We start from the raw sequence: 17,870 nt of genomic DNA on the forward strand, positions 1-17,870 counted from the left end.
GAAGGTGTAGAACGATATGATGATGTTTAAGCTTCCCCGAGAACAGCGGCAGCAGCTTGTCGATCAGGTCAAACGTTACTTTGAGCAGGAGCGAGACGAAGTTATCGGAGATTTGGCCGCTGAGCAGTGGATCAATTATATGCTAGAGTTGCTCGGCCCGCATATTTATAACGAAGCGCTTTCAGACACACAAAAGTTGCTCAGCGAACGTCATGCTGCATTAGAAGATGAATTGTACGCGATGCAAAAGTCTGTTCCGCGAAGTCCTTAATCCGAATCTGATTGTGAGTATGGAATAAATTTAGTGTTGGAGAGTATGACGCATGCCATTTACGTTTGCACATCCGCTATATGCGGTTCCTTTTCATCGAATGGGGATGTTCACCTTAAGTTTAAGCGGGCTAATTTTGGGTAGTATGGCTCCGGATTTTGAGTACTTTATTGCCCTAGAACCTCATCAAGTTATAGGACATACGTTTAAAGGCTTGTTGTTAGAAGCGATTCCGTTATCGATCTTGTTTGCTTGGCTGTTCCATTATGTCATTAAACATGCGTTGGTGTTGCATTTGCCGTCGTGGTTCGATCTTGATCGTCGGGCTTATCAACTGATCAGATCGTGGCGCCTGCGCAGCTACAAAGACTGGCTCATCTTTATTGGCTCGGTCGTGATTGGATTTGCTACGCACGTTTTTTTAGATGCATGGACTCACCGATCAGGATGGTTTGTCACTGCTTTTCCGGGTATGCAGCAGCCGATCGTGGCAGGCATTCCCTTATACAAAATGATGCAGCATGGCCTTTCGCTGCTTGGTTTAACGATTGAGGGTGTCTTATTGTGGAAGTTGCTGGCAGGACGAAGATATTCGTCTGCGGACACAGTGAAATCAGCCCCGACTCCGATTTCGTTTGTACGCGTATCTACGGCGAGCAAAGTGAGATATTGGGGTGTTGTTATTTTTGTTGTTTTGTTAATAGTTATCGCTAAATTTACCATTTCAGAGAGTTCCAATATGATTGGTATTCTCGTAGTGTCACCGTTGTCAGGCATAATGCTCGGCGTAACCATTGCTTCACTTATGGTTAAGTTTCGCCTTTTACCTTTAAAATTAAGTAACCTATAGGGGGATTAGACAACGATGTTAACAACAACTCAAAATGAAGTACCTGTAATCGAAACTGCAAGATTCCGCTTAAGACCCATTACGTCGGCAGATGGTGATCAGTTGTTTGCCAACTTTTCGAATCCAGAAGTAATGAAATATTTGGATTTAGACGCGTTCACCATACGGGAGCAAGCGGATAGCATCATCGCTTTTTTCCAAGAGCGGTTTGAGCAAGGTGAAGGTATCCGTTGGGGGATTACGTTGCAAGGTGAAGATACACTTATCGGAACATGTGGATTCCACGAACTGAATAAGGAGCATTCCCGCGCAGAAGTCGGCTACGATCTAAATCCGGCATATTGGGGGCAGGGCATTATTACCGAAGTGCTGCAAGCTCTGGTACCTGTGGGCTTTGAGCAGTTCCATTTCCAACGTATTCAAGCGTTTACAAAACCGGAAAATATAGCTTCCCAGCGCGTGTTGGAGAAATCAGGATTTACAAAAGAAGGCACGTTGCGCGGCTATGCAAACGAGAACGGAATTTTTGAGGACTATGTTGTGTTTGGAGTTTTAAAAAGAGACCTTGTAGGTGGTTAATATGGAACATACAATTACGATTAAACGAGCAGGTATTGAAGAGGCAGCACTGGCGGCGCAATTACTGAATGAATACCGCATCTTTTATGGACAAGCTTCAGATGTTGAAGGGGCACGTCTGTTTATTGAGGGGCGGATTGAGCAGCAACAATCCGTTATTTGGCTGGCGCTTGAACAACGGGACAATGAAGTAATACCTGCTGGATTTACGCAATTGTATCCGTCTTTTTCATCGATCAGCATGCAGCCGATCTGGATATTAAACGACTTGTACGTGAATCCTGCGTATCGTGGAAGCGGAGTCGGGCGCCGTTTAATGGTCACTGCGCATCAATTTGCGCAGCAGACAGGCGCAAAAAAGGTCGTATTGTCTACGGCAACTGATAATACAACAGCTCAGCATTTATATGAATCGCTAGGATACATACGTGATGAACACTATTATAACTATGAATTAATGATCTAACATTATATGGATGACATCAAAGGGGAATATGATTCATGAGTCAACATCAACCATCTGCATTCTCAGCTTCTGGAGCACCGATATACCGACATCAACAAAGAAACGACGTTCACATCGTATCAGGCAATGATGAGACGATTCAACTCGTTGCTGACCATGTCGAGAAGTATATCGGACCGATCTCTAACGTTTATCATGAACTGATTTCTGACGTTGTTCATATCGATATTTTTGTGGTCGAGCCAACACCTGACCGGAATTATTATACGTTGGTCACTTGTGGGATGAGTGAGCTACCTATGACCGTTCCCGAAGGGGCGGAGGAGTTTCGGTTCGCGGAGCTTATGCTTTGTTTGCCGCCAGATTGGAAAATGTCGAGCGAAGCTTTTAACGATGAACGAAATTATTGGCCGATTCGTTGGCTAAAGACGTTGGCACGGCTGCCCCATGAGTATGACAGTTGGTTGTATATTGGCCATACGATTCCGAATGGTGATCCTGCGGAATGGTATGCAGAGGACACGGAGTTGTGCGGTACGCTGCTCGGTATGCCGGCTACCGTACAACCTGACTTTTTTAGCTGCCAAGCTTCCGCAGATAGAACGATTTATTTTTACAGCGTAATACCTATCTATGAAGAAGAAATGCAATTCAAGCTTAATGAAGGAATTGATCCGTTGTACGATAAATTAAGTGAAGCGGGCGTCCACGAGTTGCTTGATTTGAAGCGAGACAATACGTGTAAGGCTAAAAAGAGATTTTGGTTATTTTAGATCGGATCATTAGACGAGATCGATTCAAACGGAGGTGACAACGCCATGAGCGAACAGTCTATTGTGGAGCAGACGCCGCGGCTGCTGCATCGGGAGAGCCTTGCAGATGATTTGCGTCGTCTAGGACTAAGCGCGGGCATGACCGTGCTCGTCCATTCTTCCTTAAGTCGATTAGGTTGGATATGTGGTGGACCGGTTGCGGTTATCCAAGCCTTGCAGAATGTCGTAACGGAGGAAGGTACGATTGTAATGCCAGCGCATACAGCTGATTATTCGGACCCCTCCTATTGGCAAGCCCCTCCAGTGCCGGAGTCATGGTGGGAGCCTATTCGGGAGACGATGCCAGCCTTTGATCCGAATATGGCACCAACTCGGCAAATGGGTATCATTGCAGAAACGTTTCGCAAATGTGAAGGTGTCCGGCGCAGCTATCATCCATCTGTTTCATTTTGTGCGTGGGGCAAGCATGCTGAAATTATAACTAACGATCATCGGCTGGATGAAAGTTTAGGTGAGGGATCACCTTTGGCGCGGGTGTACGATTTGGATGGATGGGTTCTGTTGTTAGGTGTCGATTACGACAATCATACTTCGTTTCATTTAGCTGAATATCGGATGAATAACCGCGAGATGCAGTTGTATGGGGCACCTATTTTAGAGCAGGGGCAACGCGTTTGGAAAACGTACACAGATGTTGCGACTAGCGATGAAGACTTTGATCAGCTGGGAGCAGATTTTGAACGGGTGCACACGGATTCAGTGAACGTCGGAAAAGTAGGCATCTCTACCTCGCGCTTCATGAAGCAGCGGGTAAGTGTGGATTATGCCACGGCTTGGTTTAACAATCATCGTCAACGATCAACATCATCTTCATAGCACATAAAGACCTTGACCATTATGGTTCAAGGTCTTTATGTGTCTTTATGTGTCTTTGGGGGGCTATTAGATTAGATATGCCAATCATTTGTCTTGAAGGAGCCAGTGCGGTCGGGAAATCTTCGACCTGCCGTGCTTTTGCGAAGCACTACGATGCTTATATTGTTGAGGAAACGTATTTTTTGTTCGGATCGCCTCCTGCACATTTAACAGAAGAAGAGTTAGTGCTCTGGTTCATTGAGCGGCAAGCTGATCGATGGTCAATCGCGTTGGAGCAAGCGAAGCAGCATGAGTACGTACTGCTGGACGGAGATATTTTTAAGCAATGGTACGACTGGATCTACGGGTTTGGTGGTGTGCCATTAGCATATAGAGCAAACCTACTAAGTGAAATGATTCAAGCTAGGCGCATTGGTTTGCCGCAGCGGTATGTTATTTTATGGACGGATGAAGCGACTTTACGAATGCACAAGTTGGGAGATACGTCCCGTACGAGAAGTAATTTTGAACAGCATTTGCAGTTGATCCAGCCGCAGCTTACTTATTTTAAGACAATGGGTGGTGCCTATCCTGGGCTTGTGCAGTTTCATCAAGTTGAAAATGTGGAACAAAATGTTGCTTCTCTCGTGCAGGCAGGGGAGAACTGTCCGCAATGGGCTGGTTGTGAGCAGGAATGGCTAGCTTGGATGACACACTTTTTTGCTAATCATACGGCTATATATCATGATGAAAATGAAACATAGGTTGATGAAGGAATAATGTGGATGTAAACTAATGGATAGGGGGAGTGGTCGATATGCGTATCTAATTGGCATGTTCATAGTAGCTCATATTAACGTAATAACGAATAGGAGTGACAGCTATGGGAGCTGAGAAGCGCGCAAACGTACAAGCAGAACGTGTTGTAGAACAAGCAGAGCAAGCAGAACGTGCGGATCAAGTGGGAGACTTGCTGCAACAAACTTTTGACGAGCTGGTTCAAGAGAGTGAGCAGTCTTTTTCAGGTTGGGATTTTTCGTATTTATCGAAACATGGGCGGATGGCTGAATTTCCACTACCTTGGAATTATGCGTCTGTTCTGATTCCGTATATAAGCAAAGCACAGTCGATGCTCGATATGGGCACAGGCGGGGGAGAATTTCTGCAACTGTTGTCTGAAAGATGTCCACTGCCGTTACGTACGGAGGCGACTGAAGGCTATAAGCCCAATGTGGCGGTAGCACAACATAATTTGTCGTCGCTCGGTGTGAAGGTGCATTATTTTGAGGATGATGCTTCGTTGCCGTTCGCAGATGCAGCCTTCGATCTCATTACGAATCGGCATGAGTCGTTTGATGCTAACGAGTTGTATCGAATGATGAAGCCAGGTGGCGTATTTATTACACAGCAAGTGGGCGGGGACAACGATCAGGAGTTTAATCGAGCATTAGGCGCCCCAGAAGTTGAGCATTACGATTGGACTTGTGACAAAGCCGAGCAGCAACTGCGTGCTGCGGGTTTTACGGTACTAAAGCGGGCCGATGAAAGCACGTGGAGCCGTTTTTATGATATTGGAGCGATTATTTATTATTTACGCGCTATTCCTTGGCAAATTGAAGACTTTACTGTAGAGGCGTATAAAGAAGGTTTATTGAAATTGCATCAGCAAGTGCAAGATCAGGGGTATGTTGAGGTTACATGCCATCGTTTCTTGCTCATTGTGAAAAAATAAGGGGTTAGTGCGAAATGAAACGTGTCGAATATGACCATCAAGCTTCGTTAAATGAAGTCCTCAACTACATCCAGTCTAACTTGCACGATTCGTTGAATTTGACGGAGGTGGCAGCAAAAGGTGGCTATTCACCGTTTTATTTTCATCGATTGTTTAAGCTGCATTTGGGCGAAACCGTTCAGGACTACATTGCACGTGAACGCATTGAGCGTGCGGCAAGACTGCTCCGCTCCAATCCACATGAGTCGATTACAGAGATCGCGATGGCGTGCGGCTTTGGTTCACCTTCTGTATTTGCACGTGCATTCCGCAAGCGTTTCGGCGTTAGTGCAAGCGAGTACCGTGAACAATATAGCAAGAATAGTCAAGTGCATCGCAATGACGGTCAATCGATGCGCAATGATGAGCAAGCCACAGGGAATGCATTCCTCTATGATAAACATATAGCGGCAGACGCTACAATGTTAAACATAGGGAGAGTGCAAAAAATGACAGTAGAAGTGAGAAACTTGGAGCAAATGAAAGTGGCTTATGCACGTATTCAAGGTTACGAGCCGTCGGTAGTAAGTGAAAAAATCGGCGGTGCGTTTGATCAGGTGCAGCAGTGGTTGGCGGCAAGAGATTTTGACTTTTCAACAGCAATGAAGCTAGGTATCTTCTATGATCATACGACAACGCCTGATGAACTCCGTAGGTATGACGCAGCCTTTACGCTGCCTAGCGATACGACAATTACGGAAGGAAGCAATGGCGTTCATCTTCAACAAATAGATGGTAAGTACGCTGTTGTGCGAGTAGAGGTAGCTGGAACGGATAATCAGGCTTTTTTGTCCGCATTGAAACAGTTGGATCAGGCTTTTACGAAAGTGCTCAATGAGTGGCTGCCAGCTAGTCCATATGCATTGGAGGATAAACCATGCATCGAACATTACGTTTCCTGCGAACCAAACATGGTGTTGGAAGGCTTCATTCCGTTGAAATTGAAGTAGGCTTATTTTCACTAAGTCGTTTATTAGCTCGCTAATGAGGTCGTTGTGCAACATAATTGCGGCTGTGTTAACCCGTTATACGGGAGACACAGCCGCTTTTTTTATGTGCGAATGAATGATTGCTAGATGTTGCTAGGTTAGCTAGATTAGCTAGATTGGCTAGGCCATAACCGCGTGACAAGCGACAAAGTGTCCTTGCTTCACTTCGGTAAATACAGGTGCCTCCATGGAGCAACGTTCCGACGCGATTGGGCAGCGAGTCCGGAAATGACATCCGCTCGGAGGATTGATCGGACTCGGCAATTCCCCTTGCAGTACGATGCGCTCTTTGGTCGCTTCAATCTCAGGGTCAGGGACAGGTATAGCGGCCATCAACGCTTTCGTGTACGGATGGAGCGGTTCTGCATATAGCGAATCGCTGTCCGTCAGCTCGACCATTTTACCTAAATACATAACCGCTACGCGGTCGCTAATATGTTTAACCATCGATAAATCGTGCGCAATAAACAAAAAGGTAAGCCCGAATTTCATTTGTAGCTCTTTGAGCAAATTGACGACTTGGGCTTGAATGGACACGTCGAGTGCAGATATCGGCTCGTCGCAAATAATAATTTTGGGCTCGACTGCCAATGCTCTCGCTATACCAATCCGCTGCCGCTGACCGCCCGAGAATTCATGCGGGTAGCGGGTAGCATGGTCTGGATTAAGCCCGACCAAGTCCAGCAATTCCTCAACTCGACGTTTGCGTTCCGCCCGTGAATGGGTTAACTTGTGAATGTCCAGAGCTTCCCCGATAATGTCCGTTATCGTCATACGAGGATTTAATGACGCATAAGGATCTTGGAAGATCATTTGCATTTCACGTCGTAGCAGCTTCATTTCTTTATTTTTCAAATCGTATATGTTACGGCCGTTATATCGAACTTGTCCTGAAGTTGGTTCGTAAAGGCGTAATATCGTTCGACCGACGGTTGATTTTCCGCAGCCAGACTCGCCCACCATCCCGAGCGTCTCACCACGATGAATCGTAAAGCTCACATCGTTGACTGCCTTCAACACGCTGTTCTTGCTCATCGGGAAAAATTTGCTCAATCGATCAACTTCTAATAAAGCTTCGCGCTGTTGTTGCATCGCCATTACACCTCCTGTGCCATCGGATGAAGCAGCCAGCAACCAGCGGCATGCGTCTCACTTACCGACGTCATATCAGGATCATGTGTCTGACAGATGTTCATCGCGTTATCACAGCGCGCGCAAAACCCGCAGCCAGCAGGAGGCTTCAACAAGTCCGGTGGCGTACCATAAATAGGAATAAGCGGCTCATCCTTCTTCTGATCGATCCGTGGAAGAGAGCGCAGCAGTCCTCGCGTATAAGGGTGTTTCGGGTTTTTGAATATTTCCCATTTTGTTCCTGTTTCGACGATTTTACCTGCGTACATGACAATAATACGGTCGCATAAATCAGCGACGATACCCAAGTCATGCGTAATTAAAATAATCGAGGTGCCGAATTGATGCTGCAAGTCTTTCATTACGCTTAAGATTTGGGCCTGAATCGTCACGTCCAGCGCGGTCGTTGGCTCATCGGCTATGAGCAACGACGGATTGCAGGCGAGCGCAATCGCGATCATGGCCCGCTGCCGCATACCGCCCGAAAATTCATGCGGATATTGATTTAATCGCGCAGCCGGATTCGGAATGCCGACCGCACTCAACATCTCGATAGCACGCTGCTTGGCGGCGTTTCCTTTAAGTTTCTGATGCTTCTCCAGCACCTCGGTAATTTGTCGACCAATGGTCATTGTTGGGTTTAGAGAAGTCATCGGATCTTGAAAGATCATACCAATATCTTTACCGCGAATCGCTTGCATTTCCCGCTCTTTTTTCTTGAGCAAGTCTTCGCCTTTAAATTTAATCTCGCCCTGCTTGATTTTGCTTGGTGGGGAAGGGAGCAGGCGCATAATCGTTTGCGCCGTTACGCTCTTGCCGCATCCGGATTCACCCACGATAGCGACGGCTTCGCCTTTGTTCACATGAAATTCAACGCCGCGCACGGCCTTTACTTCGCCGGCCCGAACGTGGAACGAGACGTGCAGATCGTTGATTTCCAAAATACGTTCCATGACGTGTTCCTCCTCGTCTATCGTTTCATCTTCGGATCAAATGCGTCCCGCAATCCGTCACCGAGCATATTAAATGAAAGCATCGTTAAGCTAATGAGTATCGCTGGGAACAGCATTCGCCACGGATAAATCGTCATGGCCTTCAACGCATCGCTAATCATCATGCCCCAAGATGCGGCAGGCACTTGCACCCCAAGACCGAGGAAGCTGAGCATCGCCTCACTGAAAATAGCGGACGGGATTGCAAGTGTTAACGTTACGATAATCGGTCCGAGCGTGTTCGGAATTAGATGGCGAAATAAAATACGTGGCGCTCCAGCACCGAGTGAACGTGAAGCAAGCACAAATTCTTGATTTTTGAGCTGCATCATTTGTCCACGTACGATCCACGCCATATTAATCCAGCCCGTAAAGCATAGCGCTAAAATAATCGTCATAATGCTCGGTTCGAACACAACGACGAGCATAATCGCGACGAGCAAATCAGGAACGGAATAAATAATTTCTGAAAATTTATTCATCGCTTCACCGATGCGTCCGCCGACATAGCCCATAATACCGCCGTAAATAACACCGATTACTAAGTTAATCGCTGCAGCGGTGAATCCTACGAGCAAAGAGATACGAGCGCCCATCCACGTACGCGAAAACATATCGCGGCCGAGGTCGTCTGTTCCGAACCAATGATCGGCTGAAGGTGCCAAGTTCGTCTTCTCCAGATTGTTCGAATAATAATCATGCGGGGTCAATAAAGGACCTATAACCGCCATTAATACGAGCAAAATTAAAATGACTAAGCCTGTCATTGCTGACCAGTTGCTGCGTAGGCGCAGCCAAGCATCTTTCATTGCCGAGATGCTTTCCCGCTCGATCCCTTCAGACGCATGGTTCTCCTTAACTGCTTTGCGGAACGAATCAGGCGACACGTGCAATTCATTATTTTTACGTTTATTAAAAGTTATCACGTGGCTTTCTCCTTTCCTCCGGTAATCTTAATACGTGGATCAATTAAGCCGTAGGCAATATCCGTAATAAAGCGGGCAGACATCAAGATCAAGCCATAGAAAATAGTAATTCCCATAATAAGTGAATAATCACGATTGTTAATACTGGTGACATATATTCGACCTAGCCCGCCAATACTAAAAATTTGCTCGATTACGAACGAACCTGTAATGACGTTTGCTGTTAATGGTCCCAAATAGGTGACAACAGGCAATATGCCGTTGCGCAGAACGTGCCGCTGGACGATAACCCAAGGACTTAATCCTTTGGCTTTTGCGGTCTTAATATAATCCGAATGCAGTACTTCCAGCATATTTGAGCGCGTTAAGCGAGCAATAAATGCGATTGGTAGTGCAGCTAAGGCGAGCGTCGGCATAATATAGTTAAGTGGCTCAGCAAGCCCCGCGACAGGCAAGAGCTTCAGCTTAACTCCGAATACGTACTGAAAGACAGATGCGAATACAAAGCTTGGTACGGATACGCCTAGTACCGCAATAATCATCGCTATGTTATCAATGAGCTTTCGGTGTCGCAGTGCGGCTACCATGCCAAGTGTTATACCGATAACTACAGAGACGACAATAGCTACGAGGCCGAGTTTTAAGGAGTTCGGGAAGGAATCCCGGATAAAATCGACCACTTCACGGTCAACCATTTTCATCGAAATACCGAAATTTCCTTGCACAAGGTTACCAAGATAAGTGAAATATTGTTCATATAGTGGCTTATCAAAGCCGTAATGCGCCATTAGTCGTTCACGGACTTGAGGCGGTACAGCTTTCTCCGACATTAACGGATCACCAGGTATCGCGTTCATCAGTACAAAGGTTAGCGTTGCAAGTATCCATAATGAAACGAGTAGAAAAGCTAGTTTCGAAACGATATATCGAATCACATTCCATCAGTCCTCCTCTGCGAATTTCCTTTCTCTTTACAAAAAAAATCGGGACGCATATGTCATTAAAGGCATATGTATCCCGAATAGTCACAGACTAGATGTAATCGTAAAGCTATTCGATATATCCGCGTGTAAAGTGCAGGAAGCCTTGGTAGTCCAAGAACACATTTTTCACGTGTGGCTTCGTTAACGAAACGTCAGAGTAGTAGAAAATAGGCATAATGGCCATATCTTCTTGAATTAATTGCTTCTCAGCTTCGGCAATGACCTTCATACGTTCTGCAGGGTCAGCCATCGTTTTGGCTTTGTTAACTAACTCATCAAACTTTTTATTGGTATACCCAATATCGTTGTTGCCGCTTTCCGTCGTATACAGATCAAGGAACGACATCGGATCGTTGTAGTCAGTATTCCAACCTGCACGGGCGACTTGATAGTTAAGTGAATCGCGCGTCTTCAAGAATACGCCCCACTCTTGGTTCTCAATTTTCACTTTGATGTTCAAGTTTTTAGCCCACATGTCTGCGATCGCCTGCGCCACTTTACGGTGCAGATCGTTCGAGTTGTGAATTAACGTGAATTCAGGCAGCGCAGTCAATCCTTTTTCCTGCAAACCTTTGGCAAGCAATGTTTTTGCTTCATCCAGATTCTCTTTGAAATAGTCGTCTTTCACTTCATCACGGTATTCTGCTTGAAGCCCGTTAATGCGTTTGGCGACCATACCGTATGCCGGGATTTGCCCGCCTTGTGCGACTTTCTCTGTAATGAGCTTGCGGTCGATAGACATCGCGAGTGCTTTACGAATGTTTACATTGTCAAAAGGAGCTTGCTTATTGTTGAACAAGTAGTAGTACGTGCCAGCAATAATGTTTTGGTTAATTTCATCTTTTTTGGATTCCTTCAAGATCGGAATTTGATCGGTTGGCAGCTCACCTGTTGGCTTGCCTGCATGATCGATTTCATCTGTTTCGTACATACTTAATTCCGTAGCTGAGTCAGTGACGATCTTCAATTGAACTTTATCGAATTTGATTTCCTTGCGTGCATAGTAGTGCTCGTTTGGCGTGAGTTCTAAGGAGTCTTGATGTTTCCAAGTGCTTAATTTGAATGCACCGTTGGAAATAATCGTATCGGCTTCAGCCGCCCATTTTGGGTTATCTTTCACGGATTTATGGACTGGGAAGTAGGTCTGGAAAGAAAGTAACGTTAAGAAGTAAGGTGTCGGGTGCTCCAATTCGACTTTGAGTGTGTAGTCATCTGTGGCTTTAACACCGACATCGGCAACTTGCTTCTTCTTTTCATGATAAGCTTTGGCGTTTTTCAAGTAGTAAAGCTGAATGGCGTATGGTGGAGCAGGTACCGTATTCGGATCCAAGACACGTTTCCAAGCGTATTCGAAGTCATGCGCAGTGACAGGGTCGCCATTGGACCATTTTGCGTCTTTACGCAGCGTGAATGTGTATTGTTTGCCATCAGGTGCGATCTCCCACTTTTCTGCGATGCCAGGAATCTCTCTTCCCTTCTCGTCTACACGTGCTAAGCCTTCAAATAGGGAAGTCAACACTTGATAAGAGACCGTATCTTGAGCTAACCCTGGGTCTAATGTAGGTGGCTCCGAGTGAATGTTGAACCTAAATACTTGCGGTTTGTCCGATTTCTTTTCTTCTGCTTGATTGCCGGAGTTGTTTTCTTTCTGGGTTGTGTTTGCATCTTTGCTTGATCCTCCACCGCCGCAAGCGCTTACAAAGGCGCTTACTGCGAGTAGTAGCGTTAGGACAAGCAGCATAGATTTACGTTTCATACGATAAATCGTCCCCTCTCGTGAAACTTTTTTACCGTATGTCAATAGCGATGTTGTATGTACTTGAGGAGATTTATTGACATATGATTTGCACCATATCATATCATAACGATTACACGCCGTCTTTATAATTTTAATAAATTTTATTAAAATTTAGCTTACTCCGTTAAGATTGACTTCTCTATATGAACAAATAGGGGAAAGTGTTTGCTGTGAATGGATTTTTTGCATGTGTGCTAGATTTGGGAATACGTGTGCAAAAAATGAAAAAGAAAAAGGGTGCTTCCTTTTTAAGGATATGTTGCTTCAGCATGAACAACGTTGTAAGTTAATATAACATGCTCATTCGTTCATGTACTACATCGATCGTATTTTCATATTTTACATTTAAGGAGACAACACGATGAAATCAATTCGTAATGCGGCAAAAGCGGTTATTATTCAGGAGGATCATGTGTTGTTGACGCGCAACGTCGACCAAGACGGTCATTATTATTTGTTTCCTGGCGGAGGTCAGGAGAACGGGGAAGAACTGCGCGACACCGTTATTCGGGAATGTATGGAGGAACTCGGTTGTGAAGTGGAGATTCGTGATCTCATCCATTTGCGCGAATATATTGGGAAAAATCATCAATTTTCAGTTGGTGGCGCCGATTTTCATCAAGTTGAATTTTATTTTAGTGCTCGACTCATCGGAGAGCCTGAATCCTTTCAGGGCACGAATATAGATGAGAAACAGGATGGGGTCGAGTGGATTCCACTGGATACGATTGATGAGCTGCGTGTTTACCCGTATCAGTTGGCTTTGCTCTTAAAGAAGAGACAGACATTACCTACGTATTTAGGAGATACTAATTAATGAGTGAAGATCATGTAAGAGCTGGGGGACATTTAACCCATTTGACAACGGAAATAGCTGATGAGTTGGAGCGGTCAGAGATTACATATATGAAGGATCGAATGAAAGCGATTCAAGAACAGTCTGGTAACCCTGAAGGGATCATGGTGGAGCAAATGGGAAGTGCACATTTGTTCTATAGTCGAACGATGCCGTGGCCCCAATTTAATACGGTCAAAGGCTTGCGCCGCGAGGATGTAAGTCAGCTTGATGATATTATAGCTTTCTATGCGGCACGTAACCGTGTGCCGCAGTTCGAGATTGTGCCAGGGCAAGCTCACATCGAGCTGTTTCAGGCACTAGCTCAACGAGGGTTTATGCAGAGCGGATTTCATGCGACGTTATATGCGCAACCAGAGGCAATTGCAGAGTTGATTACAGATGATGAGAGGACTACTGGATTGCTAGGATCACCAAGATCAGCAAGATTGTCAGAAGCTTCTGAAGCGTCAGAATTGTCAGGATCGTTAAGGCTGCCGAAAGGTAAGTTGCGTATTTGCCAAATAGGGGAGCATGATGTGGAGACGTATGCAACGATTCATTGTCTCGGAACTGGATTAGGAGAGAACGGGATTTCACATGTAGCTCGGAACAATACGGTCTTGATGGGGCGTCCGGGCTGGTCATTCTACATTGGCTATGTCGAGGACGTAGCAGCAGCGGTAGGCGTTATGTATGAGCAGCATGGAGTCGCTTCGTTGACGTTTGCGGCGACACTGCCTGAATATCGCGGTCTCGGATTGCAGACAGCGCTGTTGCGCCGACGTATAAGCGATGCACGTCATCGTTGCGCATGGGTTGTCAGCCAAGCGGCTTATTTATCGGTTAGTCATCGCAATATGGAGCGGGTAGGAATGCGGCTAGGCTACACACGTGCAACTTGGACAAAGGTGACATAATCATATAATTTGTAAGAAGCCCATATAGTAGAAACTGAAAGATAGAACGTTAACGATAGGTCGTTTTCCGAGTAAAGCAAGCAGAGTCAACTTTTTTCTAACGTAAAACAGTTGAAAGAGGATGCGAGACGATGTATAATGTCGCTGGAGATGAAAATGATTATCAATTTCATGCAGGCGTCATTTGGGGAGCTGCTGCATTAATATCGGACTATCGTACGCCTATAATACGTTAACTGGAAATCAATATATGTGGAGGGAATTACATTGAAAACGATCTTAATTTATGCGAGTATGACAGGCAACACAGAAGAAATGGCTGAGGCGGTAGCAGCTGGAGTACGCGAAGCTGGTGGGGATGTAACCGTTAAAGAAGTTCTGGATGCGAATGTGCATGATCTTAATGACTACGACGGTATTTTACTTGGGGCATATACATGGGGCGACGGCGAATTGCCGGATGAGTTCCTTGATTTTTACGATGATATGGCAGACTTGAACTTAGAAGGTAAAAAGGCAGCTGTGTTCGGCTCCTGTGACTCTTCATATGCAGAGTATGGGGCTGCGGTTGATATATTAACGAACAAGCTGAAAGAGCTTGGTGCAGAGGTTGTGCTTGAGGGCTTGAAAGTCGAGCTAACGCCAAAAGCGGCTGAAAAAGAATTGTGCAGTCAATTCGGACAAAAATTTATTGAACGTTTGAACAGCTAAACCTAAACCGCCATCTTGGATTGAACGGTGACTCGTAAGATGAACACTTTGAAAAAAGTGCCCTCTTGCGGGGCATCGTTCATTTGTATGTTTACCCCTCTTTTGTGCCATCAGCCCCCTTTGAAAAGAAGCGAGGATTAACAAAGGCTTGCTTAAATCGTAACCGCCGTTACGGATAAAGCCTGAGAACTAAAAATATGTTCCATTCACGCTATGAATATGAGACAATTATTAATTGTGGTTAAAAGAAGCGGCCCTAATCCTGATATCGTTTAGATTAGAAAAAGGGGTAATCAAACTTGAGTAATGATCAAACATCTGTGCACGAAGCTTCAGCAGAAAACACTGCACCTAAGCCCGACTTTACGAAGTACCAAGGACTTGGCGGCTGGTTAATTATTGTCCAAATCGGACTTATTCTTACACTGATTTCACAAGTTGTTAGCCTTCTGTTGGTCCAAATCCCATTTTTGTCGTCCAAGGAATGGGACTTTATTACGAATAGCAGCTCGGAATATTATGATCCGATGCTTATTGTACTCGTCGTTGTTGAGATTATTGGCAGTATCGCGTTATTGATTTTCGCGATTGTCACACTTACTTATTTTTATAAGCGGAAAAAGAGTCTTCCACAGCTATACATAATGATGTTCGGCTTTAATCTTATTTATGCCATTGTGTGCGCGATTTTGTTCTATCAAATATCGATTCCGATGGAAGAAGATACATCTATCGTTAAGACTGTTTTCCGAGCGGCGCTGACTTGCCTAATTTGGACTCCGTACTTTTTACGCTCGAAACGAGTCAAAGCGACCTTTATTAACTAATGTTTAAGGTTCAAACGTAATCGAGACGATTGTTTCTGGTTCAGCTTGAACGGTAATCGTTACGAGTACAGTAAATGGCTGGGTAGCTGATTTTAACCACAATTTAAATTTCTCTTGAAATATGTTGGGGGCTGTGGCAGTACGTCCTAAATATTTGTAATCTACAACGGGTAATTTATATTTTTCCATCGTACGTTTGACAGCGATTTGGCCCCATTTTGCATATTCGGGTTGGGCGTATTTGTTAACGGTGTGTTGCGCAGCAAAAGCCTCATTGGCAAAAGGGTGGCTAGTAGTCAGTACGGTGAGTCCGATACATGTTGCAATCGTAAGTGTTCGGATAAAATATCGCATCTTTGCAAGCCTCCTTCTGTTCCTTCCTACTGTTTCCTGAAAAAGTCGTCCTTAAACGTTAATGCACAATATAAGGAAAAATGTTGGCAAAAGGGGTGCGGTGCTGGGGAGCATGTTGTACCATCATGTAATCGGAAAAGTAGGCAAAAAATAAGTCAATACCGCTCTTTACGTAGAAGCGGTATTGACAAAATCGAGTTCGCCTGAATCAATGAGTTGTATTGTTTTTGTAGTGCCGTCCCAATGGTAATTGATGCTGAATACATCTCGGAGCAACTGTAGGGGAACGAGCGTTGTATGGTTGAGAAGAACTGGGTTGGTCGTTAATGTAACATCCTTGCCGTTAACTTGCATATAGTCTGTTCTGGAGTTCCATGTAATGCCTGCATGAACACCTTTAATGATTACGGTCTGAGAGAGGGCTTCCCATCGTACTTGTAATGATAAAAAAGTCGATAGCTTCGCGATAGGAATATAAGTCTTTCCACTAATGATATGACAATTGACTTTAATTAAATTACCTTCTCTATCAATTAAGCGAGCCTCCTGTGGAGATGCCTTAGGTACCACTTTAATTGGTAGTGGTTCTGATGGCGTTGCTCTAATAGTAGCTATAGGTTCTACCACTGCGGCTGCAGCAATAGGCATTGCTGTGACTTGTGAGCTAATAAGTATACAAGTTACAATCATGAAGCAAAATCTGATCTTGTTCTGTATGGATGAAAGCATAAAGCGTTTATCCCCCCTTATATAAGTTAGACGTATTTGAGGGCTAAAAAGTTTCAATAACGTTACTTTTTTACCTTTATTAATTTTACCTTAAAATATGTTGCAAGACAGATTTGGATGTTTATTGGGAGGATAAGATGGACGTAGACTGGGGAAATATTCATTACTTAAAAAACGGAACAGAGCGCCAACGTTGCGCCTACTCATGTTTGATCAAACATCAAATTGTGACCGCGCTTGAACCTTATAACCCTGTACTCGTCGGGACGATTCCGCTGCAAATCGATGTGAAAAATAGTGATTTGGATATGATTTGTGAGGTGTACGCGCACAATCAGGAATTGTTTATTAGTGACGTGACACAAAAGTTCAGTCAGTATCCTTCATTTAAGCTCGAAGTGGGCGACCTTGCGATCACTTGCAATTTTGACACAGACGACTTTCCCATTGAAATTTATGCGGAAGCTCGTCCTGTGACGGAGCAGAATGGCTACAGGCATATGGTAGCGGAAGCCCGCATTTTACGCGTGCTTGGTGAGGTGGCTGTTGCCGAGATCCGCCAGTTAAAAGAGGCAGGAATGAAGACAGAGCCTGCTTTTGCTGCGTATTTGCAACTACCAGGCGACCCATACGAAGCCATGCTAGAGTGGTATGATAGGTGTGAAGAAGAGCTAGTACGAAGTCTTGCTCACTTTCAATGTTTAAAGGAGTTGTCTACTCACGATATAAGGGAGTAGGCAACTTTTTTTGTGGGGTCAGGTGTTGCACCGCCAATTTGGATAACCGAGTTGTTTATACAGCGCAATGATAACGCAGTCAATCAGCGGAGCACAAACCTTCAGTTGGTAGTTGGGTGTGTGGGACTAGTCGTTCATGTTGCTGTATTTGCTCTATTGTATCGATTTTTTACACGAAAATGGATGAATAGAAGTCAAAATGAGGATGAGAGGGAAGGAGAAGGACACCATTCGACATTTTCTTGTCATCTGCTTTTAGATGCTTCTAAGATGATATTAGAGCACTATAATAGAGTACTAGGACGTTTGGATCATCATGAGAAGGATTTATAGCTACACAATAATGAAGTGCATTTCGAGTGATTTTGTCGGA

21 protein-coding genes are annotated in these 17,870 nt (G+C 44.8%); 14 read left to right on the forward strand and 7 right to left on the reverse strand.

Features of this window, described 5'->3' with window-relative positions; genetic code table 11:
* The first annotated feature begins 16 nt into the window (after window positions 1-16).
* The 9 genes from KIK04_RS19335 (at window position 17) to KIK04_RS19375 (ending at window position 6,515) form a co-directional block, all read left to right on the forward strand.
* The gene (locus tag KIK04_RS19335) at window positions 17-271 is read left to right on the forward strand and encodes a DUF2164 domain-containing protein (RefSeq protein ID WP_232275219.1); all 255 of its coding nucleotides are present in this window, start codon (window positions 17-19) and stop codon (window positions 269-271) included.
* A gap of 52 nt (window positions 272-323) precedes the next feature.
* Window positions 324-1,121: a DUF4184 family protein gene (locus tag KIK04_RS19340; protein WP_232275220.1), complete on the forward strand. Its 798-nt coding sequence runs from the start codon at window positions 324-326 to the stop codon at window positions 1,119-1,121.
* Window positions 1,122-1,136: 15 nt separating this feature from the next.
* Window positions 1,137-1,700, forward strand: a complete 564-nt coding sequence (locus KIK04_RS19345; protein ID WP_232275221.1) for a GNAT family N-acetyltransferase — start codon at window positions 1,137-1,139, stop codon at window positions 1,698-1,700.
* Window position 1,701: 1 nt separating this feature from the next.
* Window positions 1,702-2,166, forward strand: coding sequence for a GNAT family N-acetyltransferase (locus KIK04_RS19350; RefSeq protein WP_232275222.1), 465 nt, complete (start codon window positions 1,702-1,704; stop codon window positions 2,164-2,166).
* A gap of 35 nt (window positions 2,167-2,201) precedes the next feature.
* Window positions 2,202-2,939 carry a suppressor of fused domain protein gene (locus KIK04_RS19355; protein WP_232275223.1) on the forward strand — a complete coding sequence of 246 codons (738 nt, stop codon included), beginning with the start codon at window positions 2,202-2,204 and terminating at the stop codon, window positions 2,937-2,939.
* 45 nt (window positions 2,940-2,984) lie between these two features.
* Window positions 2,985-3,815 carry an AAC(3) family N-acetyltransferase gene (locus KIK04_RS19360; RefSeq protein WP_232275224.1) on the forward strand — a complete coding sequence of 277 codons (831 nt, stop codon included), beginning with the start codon at window positions 2,985-2,987 and terminating at the stop codon, window positions 3,813-3,815.
* Between the two features lie 77 nt (window positions 3,816-3,892).
* Window positions 3,893-4,558 (forward strand): hypothetical protein, encoded by a 666-nt coding sequence (locus KIK04_RS19365; RefSeq protein WP_232275225.1) that lies wholly within the window; start codon window positions 3,893-3,895, stop codon window positions 4,556-4,558.
* Window positions 4,559-4,677: 119 nt separating this feature from the next.
* The gene (locus KIK04_RS19370; protein WP_232275226.1) at window positions 4,678-5,526 is read left to right on the forward strand and encodes a class I SAM-dependent methyltransferase; all 849 of its coding nucleotides are present in this window, start codon (window positions 4,678-4,680) and stop codon (window positions 5,524-5,526) included.
* A 14-nt stretch (window positions 5,527-5,540) separates the two neighbouring features.
* A complete protein-coding gene (locus KIK04_RS19375; protein ID WP_232275227.1) occupies window positions 5,541-6,515 on the forward strand; it encodes an AraC family transcriptional regulator in 975 nt (324 codons plus the stop codon).
* Between the two features lie 159 nt (window positions 6,516-6,674).
* On the opposite strand, the gene KIK04_RS19380 is transcribed toward KIK04_RS19375, so the two are convergent.
* The 5 genes from KIK04_RS19380 to KIK04_RS19400 all read right to left on the reverse strand — a co-directional run bounded on the left by KIK04_RS19380 (window position 6,675) and on the right by KIK04_RS19400 (window position 12,342).
* On the reverse strand, window positions 6,675-7,646 hold the full coding sequence (locus KIK04_RS19380) for an ABC transporter ATP-binding protein (RefSeq protein WP_232275228.1): 972 nt from the start codon (window positions 7,644-7,646) through the stop codon (window positions 6,675-6,677).
* Between the two features lie 5 nt (window positions 7,647-7,651).
* Window positions 7,652-8,638: an ABC transporter ATP-binding protein gene (locus KIK04_RS19385; RefSeq protein WP_232275229.1), complete on the reverse strand. Its 987-nt coding sequence runs from the start codon at window positions 8,636-8,638 to the stop codon at window positions 7,652-7,654.
* A gap of 17 nt (window positions 8,639-8,655) precedes the next feature.
* Entirely contained in the window at window positions 8,656-9,603 is a 948-nt protein-coding gene (locus KIK04_RS19390) for an ABC transporter permease (protein ID WP_269670966.1), read from the reverse strand.
* A complete protein-coding gene (locus KIK04_RS19395; RefSeq protein ID WP_232275230.1) occupies window positions 9,600-10,538 on the reverse strand; it encodes an ABC transporter permease in 939 nt (312 codons plus the stop codon). The genes KIK04_RS19390 and KIK04_RS19395 overlap by 4 nt, the downstream gene beginning before the upstream one ends.
* Window positions 10,539-10,653: 115 nt before the next feature.
* Window positions 10,654-12,342, reverse strand: coding sequence for a peptide ABC transporter substrate-binding protein (locus KIK04_RS19400; protein WP_232275231.1), 1,689 nt, complete (start codon window positions 12,340-12,342; stop codon window positions 10,654-10,656).
* 403 nt (window positions 12,343-12,745) lie between these two features.
* Between KIK04_RS19400 and KIK04_RS19405 the strand changes: the two genes are divergently transcribed.
* The 4 genes from KIK04_RS19405 (at window position 12,746) to KIK04_RS19420 (ending at window position 15,677) form a co-directional block, all read left to right on the forward strand.
* Window positions 12,746-13,201 carry an NUDIX domain-containing protein gene (locus tag KIK04_RS19405; RefSeq protein WP_232275232.1) on the forward strand — a complete coding sequence of 152 codons (456 nt, stop codon included), beginning with the start codon at window positions 12,746-12,748 and terminating at the stop codon, window positions 13,199-13,201.
* A complete protein-coding gene (locus tag KIK04_RS19410) occupies window positions 13,201-14,139 on the forward strand; it encodes a GNAT family N-acetyltransferase (RefSeq protein ID WP_232275233.1) in 939 nt (312 codons plus the stop codon). Before KIK04_RS19405 ends, KIK04_RS19410 begins: the two co-directional genes overlap by 1 nt.
* A 267-nt stretch (window positions 14,140-14,406) precedes the next feature.
* Entirely contained in the window at window positions 14,407-14,850 is a 444-nt protein-coding gene (locus KIK04_RS19415) for a flavodoxin (RefSeq protein WP_269670967.1), read from the forward strand.
* A 299-nt stretch (window positions 14,851-15,149) separates the two neighbouring features.
* Window positions 15,150-15,677, forward strand: a complete 528-nt coding sequence (locus tag KIK04_RS19420; protein WP_232275234.1) for a DUF2569 domain-containing protein — start codon at window positions 15,150-15,152, stop codon at window positions 15,675-15,677.
* Between the two features lie 3 nt (window positions 15,678-15,680).
* On the opposite strand, the gene KIK04_RS19425 is transcribed toward KIK04_RS19420, so the two are convergent.
* Both KIK04_RS19425 and KIK04_RS19430 read right to left on the reverse strand, forming a co-directional pair.
* On the reverse strand, window positions 15,681-16,031 hold the full coding sequence (locus KIK04_RS19425) for a DUF3889 domain-containing protein (protein ID WP_232275235.1): 351 nt from the start codon (window positions 16,029-16,031) through the stop codon (window positions 15,681-15,683).
* 168 nt (window positions 16,032-16,199) lie between these two features.
* Window positions 16,200-16,721, reverse strand: a complete 522-nt coding sequence (locus tag KIK04_RS19430; protein WP_232275236.1) for a copper amine oxidase N-terminal domain-containing protein — start codon at window positions 16,719-16,721, stop codon at window positions 16,200-16,202.
* 176 nt (window positions 16,722-16,897) lie between these two features.
* Here KIK04_RS19430 and KIK04_RS19435 point away from each other — a divergent pair, with 176 nt between their 5' ends.
* Window positions 16,898-17,497, forward strand: a complete 600-nt coding sequence (locus KIK04_RS19435) for a DUF4269 domain-containing protein (protein WP_232275237.1) — start codon at window positions 16,898-16,900, stop codon at window positions 17,495-17,497.
* Window positions 17,498-17,870 lie beyond the last annotated feature (373 nt).

Source organism: Paenibacillus sp. 481 (assembly GCF_021223605.1).
In the GTDB taxonomy this organism is placed as follows: Bacteria; Bacillota; Bacilli; order Paenibacillales; family Paenibacillaceae; genus Paenibacillus_B.